5 protein-coding genes are annotated in these 11,238 nt (G+C 74.2%); all 5 read right to left on the bottom strand.

The genetic code is table 11. The annotated features are described in order from the left end of the window. Positions 1-42 precede the first annotated feature (42 nt). The 5 genes from ACE4Q9_RS33845 to ACE4Q9_RS33825 are packed head-to-tail and all read right to left on the bottom strand — an operon-like array spanning position 43 to position 11,004. A complete protein-coding gene (locus ACE4Q9_RS33845) occupies positions 43-5,589 on the bottom strand; it encodes an SDR family NAD(P)-dependent oxidoreductase (RefSeq protein WP_397988448.1) in 5,547 nt (1,848 codons plus the stop codon). 40 nt (positions 5,590-5,629) lie between these two features. Continuing rightward, complete coding sequence (locus ACE4Q9_RS33840; RefSeq protein ID WP_397988447.1) at positions 5,630-8,719, bottom strand: type I polyketide synthase; 3,090 nt, start codon at positions 8,717-8,719, stop codon at positions 5,630-5,632. 55 nt (positions 8,720-8,774) lie between these two features. Further along, a complete protein-coding gene (locus ACE4Q9_RS33835; RefSeq protein WP_397988445.1) occupies positions 8,775-9,512 on the bottom strand; it encodes a thioesterase II family protein in 738 nt (245 codons plus the stop codon). After that, positions 9,509-10,759 carry a cytochrome P450 gene (locus ACE4Q9_RS33830; RefSeq protein WP_397988443.1) on the bottom strand — a complete coding sequence of 417 codons (1,251 nt, stop codon included), beginning with the start codon at positions 10,757-10,759 and terminating at the stop codon, positions 9,509-9,511. Before ACE4Q9_RS33830 ends, ACE4Q9_RS33835 begins: the two co-directional genes overlap by 4 nt. Continuing rightward, positions 10,756-11,004, bottom strand: coding sequence for a phosphopantetheine-binding protein (locus tag ACE4Q9_RS33825; RefSeq protein ID WP_397988441.1), 249 nt, complete (start codon positions 11,002-11,004; stop codon positions 10,756-10,758). The genes ACE4Q9_RS33830 and ACE4Q9_RS33825 overlap by 4 nt, the downstream gene beginning before the upstream one ends. Between the last annotated feature and the right edge of the window lie 234 nt (positions 11,005-11,238).

The raw sequence follows: 11,238 nt of genomic DNA, 5'->3' as shown, positions 1-11,238 counted from the left end.
GTCGAGGACCTCGGCGTTGTTGTCGTTCGTCATCGCTCTCCCCTAGCCGAGCTCTTTGTCCAGCAGCGAGAGCAGCTCGCCCGCTGATGCGGAAGTGATCTGGTCGACGATGCCGACCGGTGATCCGGCGCTCGCCAGCGAACGGACCCGGCCCTGAAGTTCGCCGAGCAGGGTGGAAATGGTGGCCTGGTCCGGCTCGGCGAGCCGCGCGAACGCGTCCTCCAGCCGGGCGCCCAGCCCCTCGATCTCCTTCACCAGGCCGTCGGCCGGGGACTCCGGGCCTGCGCCGGGGGCGATGCCCGCGGTGAGGAACCGGGCGAGGGCGGCCGGGTTCGGGTGGTCGAACACGAGTGTGGCGGGGAGCTTCAGACCGGTCACCGCCGACAGCTTGTTGCGCAGTTGCAGTGCCGTGAGCGAGTCGATCCCCAGCTCCTTGAACGTGGCGGCGGGGCCGATCCGCCGGCTGTCGGCGTGACCGAGGACGAGCGCGGTCTGCGCCCGCACGGCATCGAGCAGCGCCGCCTCGGCCTCGGCCGCCGGCAGCGCGGCCAGCGTCTGCGCCAGTGCGGTGCCGCCGGACTCCCCGGGCGCCGGACCGCCGCCGGGTCCGGCAGGCGTGCCGGTGCCGGGCAGGGCGCGCAGGAGCGGTGCGGCCGTGTCGAGGGCGGCGAGGTTCAGGCGCGCGGGCACCAGCACCGGCTCGGCCAGCGCGAGCGCCGCGTCGAAGAGCGCGAGCCCCTCGTGGGAGGCCATCGGCTGCACGCCTTGCCGTTGCAGGCGTACGACGTCCTCCTCGCCGAGGCCGGCCACCATCTCGCTGCGGTCGGCCCAGAAGCCCCAGCACAGCGAGGTGGCCGGCAGGCCCGCGGCGCGGCGGGCCTCGGCCAGGCCGTCGAGGAAGGCGTTGGCCGCCGCGTAGTTGGCCTGTCCCGCCGTGCCGAGCACGCCGGCGACCGAGGAGAACAGGACGAACGCGGACAGGTCCAGGTTCCGGGTCAGCTCGTGCAGATGCCAGGCGCCGCGCACCTTCGGCGCGAGGACCGCGTCCACGCGCTCCTCGGTCAGCGCCTCGACGACGCCGTCGTCCAGCAGGCCGGCGCAGTGGATCACCGCGGTCAGCGGGTGTGCGGACGGCTGGGCGGCGAGCAGCGCGGCGACGGCGTCACGGCTGGTGACGTCGCAGGCCGCGATCTCGACCTCGGCCCCGGCACCGGTCAGTTCGGCCCGCAGCGCCGCCGCCTCCGGGGCGTTCCGTCCCCGCCTGCTGGTCAGTACCAGCCGGCGCACATCGTGCCGCGCCACCAGGTGCCGGGCCAGTCGCGCCCCGAGGCCGCTGGTGCCTCCGGTGATCAGCACCGTGCCGGAGCCGAGCGCGGGCACGTCCCGCGGCGCGCCGGGGGCCGGCCTGCCGGGCGCCCCGAGGGCGTGGACCAGCCGCGGGGTGGTCACGGTACCGTTCCGGATCTTGAGCTGGGCCTCCCCGGTCCCGGCCGCGGCGGCGACGAGGGCCCAGGAGCCGGGCTGGTCGTCGATGTCCACGAGGACGAAGCGGCCGGGGTTCTCGGTCTGCGCGGTGCGGACGAAGCCCCAGACCGCGGCCGACGCGGGGTCGGGGTGCGGGACCTGCTCGTCGTGGAAGGCCCGCCGCGTCACGACGACCAGGCGGGAGTCGGCGAACCGGGCGTCCGAGAGCCATTCCCGCGTCCACCGCAGCACCCGGTGCAGGCCGCGCTCGACGGCGGCGGGCAGGTCGGTGCCGTCCGCGGGCGCCGGGTCGACGGCGGCGAGGACGAGCGGGGGTATCTCCCCGCCGGCGGCGGCTAGTTCACCGGGGCCGGTGAAGACCGCCCCGCCCTGTGCCAGGGCCGCGGTGACCGCGTCGGACGCGCCCAGCACCGCGCGCTGCCCGGCGGCAGCGGAGGGCGGGAGGGGGACCGGAACCCAGTCCGCGCGGTACAGCGCGTCCCGGTGGTCGAAGCTCAGTTCGGTCAGTTGGGTGACGTCCGCGGGCCGCAGGGTCAGCGACTCGATACCGCCGAGCGGTGCGCCGTCCTGGTCCGCGAGGATCACGGACAGCGTGTTCTCCCCCGCGGGCGCGAGCCGGACACGCAGCACGTCCGGCCGGGCGGCACGGTGCACGCGAAGGCCCGTGCAGCGCAGCGGCAGCCAGCCCTCGGGCCGGTCGTTGTCGACGAACCGGCCGAGGCCGACCGGGAGCAACGCGGCGTGCAGCAGCGCCGGATGGATGCGGAACCGGCCGCGGTCCGCGCCGTCGGTGGTGGCTTGCGCGACCTCGGCGAACAGGACGTCGCCCCGGCGCCACACCCGCCGCAGACCGCGCAACAGGGGTCCGTTGCCGAACCCGAGGGCGGACAGCCGCGCGTACTCGTCCTCGAAGGGCACGTCGGCGGCGCCCGCGGGCGGCCACGCGGCGAGGCCCTCCGCGCCCTCGGACCGGACGCCGGATCCGGCGACACCGGCGGCGTTGCGCGTCCACGCGGTCTCGCCCGCGCCGCGCGAGTGGACACCGAGGACGCCCTCGCCGTCGATCACGACGCGGATCTCGCGGTCGCCCGTGCGGCAGAGCACCAGCGGGCTCTCCAGGGTGAGTTCGCCGACGGCGTCGTACCCCGCCCGGTCCGCCGCCCACAGCGCCAGCTCCGCCAGCACCGCCGCCGGCACCAGGACGGCGCCGTGCACCACATGCTCGGCGAGCCACGGATGGCGCTCCAGCGACAGCCGGCCGCTGCCCGCGATCCCGCAACGCCCCTCGGTGGCCGGCAGCTCGATCACGGCATCGAGCAGCGGATGGTCCGAGGTGCTCCCGGCGGTGGTCTCCCGCGGCGCGTCCAGCCAGTAGCGGTGACGCTCGAAGGCGTACGTGGGCAGCTCGGTCCAGCGGCCGCCCTGGTCCGGGAAGGCCGCCTGCCACGACACCGCGGCGCCCGCCACGAAGGCCTCGGCCGCCGACCGGTACAGCCGCGCGAGACCGCCCTCGTCGCGCCGCAGGGTACCCACGACGGCGGCCTCCACACCCGCGCCGTCCAGGGTCTGCTCCACCCCCACCGTCAGGACCGGATGGGGGGATGCCTCCACGAAGCAGCGGAAGCCCTGCTCGGCCAGGGCACGGGTCGCCTCCTCGAAGCGGACCGTGCGGCGCAGGTTGGCGAACCAGTACCCGGCGTCCAGTTCCGTGGTGTCCAGCCAGTCGGCCGTCACCGTCGAGAAGAAGGGGATCTCGGCCGGGCGCGGCTCAAGTCCCTTGAGTCGCCGGGCCAGTTCTTCCTTCAGGGCGTCCACGTGTGCGGAGTGGGAGGCGTAGTCCACCGGCACGCGCCGCGCCCGCACCCCGTCCGCCTCGCAGGCGGCCAGCAGCGCGTCCAGCGCGGCCACGTCACCGGAGACCACCACGGCGGAGGGCCCGTTGACGACCGCGACGGACAGCCCGTCCGTCAGCCGTGCGCGTACCTCCGCCTCCGGCAGCGCGACCGACACCATGCCACCGCGCCCGGACAGCGCCAGGATCGCCTTCGACCGGAGCGCGACCACCTTCGCCGCGTCCTCGACCGACAGGGCGCCGGCGACGCACGCGGCGGCGATCTCGCCCTGCGAGTGGCCCACGACGGCCGCGGGCCGCACCCCGTACGAGCGCCACACCTCGGCCAGCGACACCATCACGGCCCACAGCGCGGGTTGTACGACGTCCACCCGCTCCAGCGCCTCGGCGTCGCCGAGCACATCGAAGAGTGACCAGTCCACGTACGGCGCCAGCGCGTCGGCGCACTCACGCATGCGCCGCGCGAACACCGGGGAGGAGGCGCACAGTTCCTGCCCCATTCCGGCCCACTGGGAGCCCTGGCCCGGGAAGACGAACACCGTCTTGCCGGCCGGCCGGGCGACCCCGGACACCAGGGCGGGGTGGCCGTCGTCGTCGCCCGCGGCCGCGGCCGCGAGGCCCGCGAGCAGGTCGTCCCGGCCGGTGCCGATCACCACCTGGCGGTACTCGAACAGCGAGCGCGTCGTCACCAGCGCGTGTCCCACCCCCGCGAGCGGCCGTGCGGCGTCCGCGGCCAGGTGGTCCCGCAGCCGCTGCGCCTGTGCCCGCAGCGCCTGTTCCGAGCGCGCCGACAGCACCAGCGGGACCACACCGGCGGGGGCGGCCGGGTCCTCGGCCGCGGCGCCGGGTTCCGGCTGCGCCTCGGGGGCCTGCTCCAGGATCACGTGTGCGTTGGTGCCGCTGATGCCGAAGGCCGATACGCCCGCGCGCCGGGGCCGGCCGGGTGTGCCGGGCCACTCACGGGCCTCGGTCAGCAGCTCGACCGCCCCGGCCGACCAGTCCACATGGGACGAGGGACGGTCCACGTGCAGCGTCCTCGGCAGCACCCCATGACGCATCGCCATGATCATCTTGATGATGCCGCCGACCCCCGCGGCCGCCTGCGTGTGCCCGATGTTCGACTTGAGCGACCCCAGCCACAACGGACTGCCCGGCTCCCGCTCCTGCCCGTACGTGGCCAGCAGGGCCTCGGCCTCGATGGGATCGCCCAGCCTGGTGCCGGTGCCGTGCGCCTCCACCGCGTCCACCTCGCCGCCCGACAGCCCGGCATCGGTGAGCGCGGCCCGGATGACCCGGCGCTGCGCCAGCTCGTTCGGCGCGGTCAGCCCGTTGGACGCCCCGTCCTGGTTGATCGCCGAGCCCCGGATCACCGCCCAGACGCGACGCCCGTTGCGCCGCGCGTCCGAGAGCCGTTCCAGCACCAGCATGCCCACGCCCTCGGAGAAACCGGTACCGTCCGCCGCGTCCGCGAACGCCTTGCACCGCCCGTCCGCCGACAGCCCCCGCTGCCGCGCGAGTTCCACCAGCAGCCCCGGCGTCGACAGCGCCGAGGCCCCACCGGCCAGCGCCAGCGCGCACTCCCCCGACCGCAGGGACCGTACGGCCTGGTGGACGGCGACCAGCGAGGACGAGCACGCGGTGTCCAGCGACACCGCCGGGCCCTCCAGGCCCAGCACATACGCCACCCGGCCCGAGGCCACGCTGGTGTACGTCCCGGTGCTCGCGAAGCCCTCCGCCTCGCCGGCCGCGCCGCCGCCCATCCGCGGGCCGTAGTCCACGGCGTAGAGCCCGGTGAACACCCCGGTCGCCGTACCGCGCAGGCCGGCCGGGTCGATGCCGGCCCGCTCCAGCGCCTCCCACGCCGTCTCCAGGATCAGCCGCTGCTGCGGGTCCATCGCCAGTGCCTCGCGCGGGCTGATGCCGAAGAACGGCGCGTCGAACTCCGCGAGACCGGGCAGGAACCCGCCCGCGCGCGTGTACGTGGTGCCGGGCGCCTCGGGGTCCGGGGAGTACAGCGCCTCCAGGTCCCAGCCGCGGTCCGCCGGAAAGCCGCTCATCGCGTCCACGCCGTCGGACACCACTTCCCACAGGTCGTCGGGGGACGTCACCCCGCCCGGGAAGCGACACCCCACGCCCACGACCGCGATGGGCTCGCGCGCGGACTCCTCCAGCTCGCGGACCCGCTCGCGCAACTGCTGCGCGTCGCCGACGGCGCGTCGCAAGTAGGACCGGAGCTTGTCGACTTCCTCCACCAGGGCCTCCCTCATCGGTTACTTGGAAGAACGGGTGCGGCTACACGTAACCGCGGTCGATCAGGGCGTAGAGCTCGTCGTCACCGGGGCCCGGCGGGCTCGCTTCCGCCGCCGGTTCCGGGACGCCGGGCGCCGGCTGCTCCAGGAGGGAGAAGATGCGGCAGGCGAGCCGGTGCGGGGTGGGGTAGGTGAACGCGACGGTGGCCGGCAGCCGCACCCCGGTCGCTGCGGTGAGCCGGTTGCGCAGCGCCACGGCCGTCGAGGAGTCGAACCCCAGGTCCTTGAAGGTCTCGGTCGCCCGTGCCACGAGCGCTGCGCCGGTCGGCGCCGGTTCCTTGCCGCCGAGCAGCGCCGCCGTCTCGGCGCACACGAGGTCGAGGACCGATTCCTCCGAGTCCAGGTGTGCGAAGGGGCCCGCGTGCGCGGTGTCGTCGGTGGTGGCGGTGGCGCCGGGCGCCGTCAGCCAGTACCGCTGCCGCTGGAACGGGTAGGTCGGCAGGGCGATCCGGCGCGGTCGGTCCGCGGCGAACACCGCCTCCCAGTCCACCGGCACCCCCCGCACGTGCAGCCGGGCCAGCGACGTCAGGATGTCGCCGGTACCGCCGTCGTTCCGGTTCAGGGTGCCCACCACCACCGGCGGGTCCGGCAGCGCGTCGGCGGCCTCCTCCATCGCCACCTGGAGCACGGGGTGCGGGCTGACCTCCACGAACACGCCGCCGCTGCGGCGCATCAGATCGTCCACGACCTCGCCGAAGCGCACCATCGAGCGCAGGTTGTCGTACCAGTACGAGCCGTCGAGGCGGCGGGTGTCGAGCGGTGCGCCGGTGACCGTGGAGTGGAACCGCACCACCGACTCACCGGGGGTCACCCCCGCGGTGTCCCGGAGCAGCCGCTCACGTATGCGTTCGACGTGGTGGGAGTGCGAGGCGTAGTCCACCTTGACCCGGCGCACCCGGACCTCGTCGCGGGCCGCCAGCGCGGCGAACTCGTCCAGTGCCGCGTCGTCCCCGGAGATCACCACGGACGACGGCCCGTTGACGGCGGCCATGGAGAGCCTGCCGGACCACGGGCCGAGCCGGTCGCGCACCCAGTCGGCGGGCGCGGCCACCGCGCTCATCCCGCCCGGACCGGCCAGCTCGATCAGGGCCCGGCTGCGCAGGGCGACGACGTGCGCCGCGTCCTCCAGCGAGAGCGCGCCGGACACGCAGGCCGCGGCGATCTCGCCCTGCGAGTGCCCGACCACCGCCTCGGGGACCACGCCCAGCGACCGCCACACCCGCGCCAGCGACACCATCATGGCGAACAGCGCCGGCTGGACCACGTCCACCCGGTCCAGGGACGCGGCCCCCGGCGCGCCGGTCACCACGTCCACCAGCGACCAGTCCACCCACGGCGCCAGGGCCCGCCCGCACTCGTCGATCGCGCGCGCGAACACCTCCGACTCCGCGTACAGCCGCCGTCCCATGCCCGGCCACTGCGAGCCCTGGCCGGGGAACACGAAGACGACCGGACCCGCCGGAGCCGTGGCCGTACCGCGCACCGCGCCCGCCGCGTCGCCGCCCGCAGCCAGCGGGGCGAGACCGGCGAGCGCCTCCTCGCGGTCCCCGGCCAGGAGCACCGCCCGGTGTTCGAACGACTGCCGCGTGGCCACCAGCGAGTGGCCCACATCGGCCGCCGGCACGGACGCGTCGGCGGCCAGGAGCTCCCGCAGCCGGGCCGCCTGCTCCCGCAGGGCGGCCTCCGACCGCGCGGACAGCACCCACGGCACCGGGCCGCCGCCCCGGACGGCCGCCGGTTTCCGCGACGGAGCGTCCGCGGCGGGGCGTCCGGCCGTCCGGTCGGGGGCCTGTTCGAGGATCAGGTGCGCGTTGGTGCCGCCCATGCCGATCGAGGTCACCCCGGCCCGCCGCGGCCGGTCCGGCGCGGCCGGCCAGGGCCGGGCGGTGCGCAGCACCTCGAAGTACTCGTGGAAGTCGGGCACGGCGGGGTTCGGGGAGTGGAAACCCGGATTGGGGACCAGCTCGGCACGGTCCACGCAGAGCGCGGCCTTCACGAAGCCGACGATGCCGGCGGCCGGTTCCAGGTGCCCGACGTTCGCCTTCGCCGAGCCGACCGTCAGGGGGCGGCCGCGGCCGGTCTCCCGGAACACCTCACGCAGGCCGGACAGTTCGGCCGGATCGCCGAGCCGGGTGCCGGTGCCGTGGGCCTCGACGTAGTCGACGCCGTCGAACGGTACGGCCGCGCGGCGCAGCGCGGACAGCACCGCGGCCGCCTGCGCGGTGGGGCTGGGGTCCGGCATGCGGGAGGTCGCGCCGCCGCTGCCGACGCCCCAGCCGCGCACCACCGCGTAGATGTGATCGCCGTCGCGGACGGCGTGGTCGAGCCGCTTCAGCAGGACGAACGCGCCGCCCTCGCCCCGGACGAACCCGTTGGCGCGTGCGTCGAAGGGGAAGCAGCGGCCGTCGGGCGACAGGGCGCCCAGATTCGCCAGGCCGGCCCCGGCCTCCGGGTCGGCGATCAGGTGCACGCCGCCGGCGAGCGCCATGTCGACGGCGCCGGACCGGATCCGTTCGCAGGTCAGCGCCAGCGACACGAGGGAGGAGGACTGGCCCGAATCCGCGCAGAAGCTCATGCCGCGCACGTCGAACAGGCTGGAGATCCGGTTCGCGATCAGCGCGCCACTGGAGCCGAGGGCGGCGTAGTGGTCGTCCTGGTCGCTGCCGGTCTGCTTGCGCAGCTGCTGGTATCCGGAGGGCGCGGCGCCGACGACGACGTCGACCTCGCGGCCCGCGAGGACGCTCGCCGGCACGCGGGCGTCCTCGACGGCCTCCCAGGCCAGCTCCAGCCCGAGCCGCTGCACGGGGTCCATGGCGGCCGCCTCCGCGGGGCCCGCCCCGAAGAAGGCGGCGTCGAACCCGTCGACGGAGTCGAAGAACGACCCGGCGTCCAGGGTGGCGGCGTCCGGGTGGGACAGGTGCCTCGTCCGCGCGTCGGCCGCCCGCTGTTCCGGGAACGTGCCGACGGTGGACCTCCCGTCGTGCAACAGCCGCCAGAACCCGGCCAGGTCGGGCACTCCGGGAAAGCGGCAGGACATCCCGATGACGGCAATACCGGTGGCTGCGCCACTCATTCGCGTTCCTTCCGGTTCCCTCGGCGTACGGCCCCACGGGGCGGCCGCACGGTGCTCACAGCCAGCGGGTCAGCAGCTCTCGCAGTTCGCCGGGCGCGTCCATGAAGTCGTAGTGGCCGCCGTCGAGCACCCGGAACTCGACCGAGTCCGCGTACCGGCGCCAGCCCTGGAGGTCGGTGAGGCTCACATCCGGGTCGTCCCGCCAGTGCAGTACGACGACGGGGCAGTGCACCGCGGCCGGCTCCACGCGCCGGTACACGCCCGCGGCCGCGTGGTCGCGCAGCAGCACCATGACGCCCATGTCGACCATGTCGGGCCGCGGCTGCATCCCCCGGCTGCGGATGAACGACTCGACCTCGGCGCGCAGTTCGGGCTCGGTCATGGTGAGCATCCGGTCGCGCGCGGCGTCGTGGGGGGCCGGCTGACCCGACACGAACAGGCAGTCCGGTGTGGGCAGGCCGCGTTCGGCGAGCCGGAGCACGGTCTCGTACGCGGGCAGCGCGCCCGAGCAGTGGGCGAAGAACGCGAACGGCCGGTCGAGCAGCGGTGCGAGAGGCTCGACCAGGGCGTCGGCGAGATTCTCGTAGGTGCCGTAGTGCGGGTGGCCCAGCCGGTTCTCGCGGCCGGGGAACTGCACCGGACAGACCTCGGCGCCGTCGAGCGCGGCCGGCCAGGAGCTGAAGGCCGATGCCCCGGCACCGGAAAACGGGAAGCAGAAGATCCGGGCGCGGTGGCCGGCGGCCGGCGGCCGGACGAACCACGGCGACATGGCGGTGGTGGTGGCCGTTGTCATGGCGTCTGCCGTTTCTGCGCGACGATGGGGAGGTGGGTCATTCCGGCGATGAAGTACGACCGCAGGTGCTCCGGTTCGCCGGCGAGTTCGATGGAGCCGAACCGCTGGAGCAGTTCCTCGAAGAAGACGCGCTGGGTCAGCCGGGCCAGCGGTGCGCCGATGCAGAAGTGCGGTCCGAACCCGAACGCGACATGACGCTTGGCGTTGCTGCGGGTGATGTCGAAGGTGTGCGGGTCGGTGAACTGGGAGGGGTCCCGGTTGGCCGAGCCGATCCAGGCGACGACGGCCGCACGGGCCGGGATGGTGCCCCCGGCGAGGTGGACGTCGTCCACCGCGTAGCGCATGAAGTTGCACGCGGGCGATGTCCAGCGCAGCCCTTCCTCGACCAGGTTCGGGATCAGCGACGGGTCGGCCTGCGCCTTCTCGAACTGCTCGGGCCGCTCGGCGAGCGCGTGGACGGTGCCGGCGATGGTGTGCGGCGTCGTCACGTTGGCGCCCAGCAGGATGCTGTAGCCGTCGAGGGCGATCTCCTCGTCGGTCAGCGGTTCGCCGCCCGCGCGGACGCCCATGAGGTGGGTGAGCAGGGTGTCGTCCTCGCCGCCCCGCGCCCGCCGCCGTTCGACCCACTCGGTGACGTAGTTGATCAGCTCGTGGTGGGAGATGGCCAGCGTGGCGGCCTCGTGGCCCACCATGAAGTGCGGGTCCGAGGGGGCCGTCACCATCGCGGTCAGCTGGACGAGTTCCGCCCAGTCCCGCTCCGGGATGCCGAGCAGCGGGCCGGTGATCATCGCCGGGAGGAGCAGGGCCCGCTCGGCGAGGTCGAACTTCTCGCCGTCCAGGGCCGGTTCGAGGAAGCCCACGATCGTGCGGCGGATCGAGTCCTCCCAGGACTTCACCGCCCGGGGGGTGAGCGGCGCGCCGAGCGGCCGGCGGACCTCGGTGTGCCGCGGCGGGTCGGTGGATGTCAGCAGCTTGCCCGCCGCGGGGTCGTCCACCCCGACGTGGGTGGGTGTCGTGCCGCGCTCCGAGGTGAACTCGCGGTGCTCACCGAGCACCCGGCAGACGTCCTCGTGCCGGGTCACCGACCAGAACTCCCGCCCGTCGGGCAGGACCTGGTGGTGCACGGGCGCCTTCTCCCGCATCACGTCCCAGATCGGGTGCGGGTCGCCCGAGGTGTAGAGGTCCAGGTCGAACAGGTCGACCCCGTCGAGGTCGATGTCGCGCGCGGGACCCGGCGTCAGCCTCACGTCCCGACCCTCCCCTGCTCTATCAGCTCGGCGACCCGCGCGGGGGTCTGCGCCAGGTAGAAGTCGCGCACGGACAGCTTGACGCCGTAGTCCTGCTCCACCCGTTCAATGATCTTGATGCCGGCTATCGAATTGCCGCCGAGCTCGAAGAAGTCGTTGTCCGGCCCGACCTCGCGATCGCCGAGGATTTCCCGCCACAGCGCCGAGATCTCCTGAACGAGTGACGTTTGCGCACTCGATGCCATTTGCCAGTCTTCCTTCCTCCGCCGGACGTTCAGGTGTCCCGCTGGCGAGACAAATCCATGGAACGGCCGAAACGAGTGTCCCGTGATTCTCGTCCGCTCACCGCGTGTGGGTGGTGCCCGGTGCTCGCAGGTCAGGTGGCATTGAGAATGGACCAACAAGTCGGGATGCTAATCCCTTCTCGGCCACGGTGGTCATATCCAGCGGACGGCTCCATCGGCGCTAAAGTGGAATTC

Source organism: Streptomyces sp. AM6-12 (genome assembly GCF_044327085.1).
Taxonomy (GTDB): Bacteria; Actinomycetota; Actinomycetes; order Streptomycetales; family Streptomycetaceae; genus Streptomyces.
The sequence above is the reverse complement of the archived record's forward strand: the minus strand, read 5'-3'. Positions and strand labels throughout refer to the sequence as shown.

Bases quoted from the DNA above. Each gene is read 5' to 3' on its own strand.
- ACE4Q9_RS33840 (WP_397988447.1), bottom strand. From the start codon at position 8,719: ATGAGTGGCGCAGCCACCGGTATTGCCGTCATCGGGATGTCCTGCCGC.
- ACE4Q9_RS33835 (WP_397988445.1), bottom strand. From the start codon at position 9,512: ATGACAACGGCCACCACCACCGCCATGTCGCCGTGGTTCGTCCGGCCG.
- ACE4Q9_RS33825 (WP_397988441.1), bottom strand. From the start codon at position 11,004: ATGGCATCGAGTGCGCAAACGTCACTCGTTCAGGAGATCTCGGCGCTG.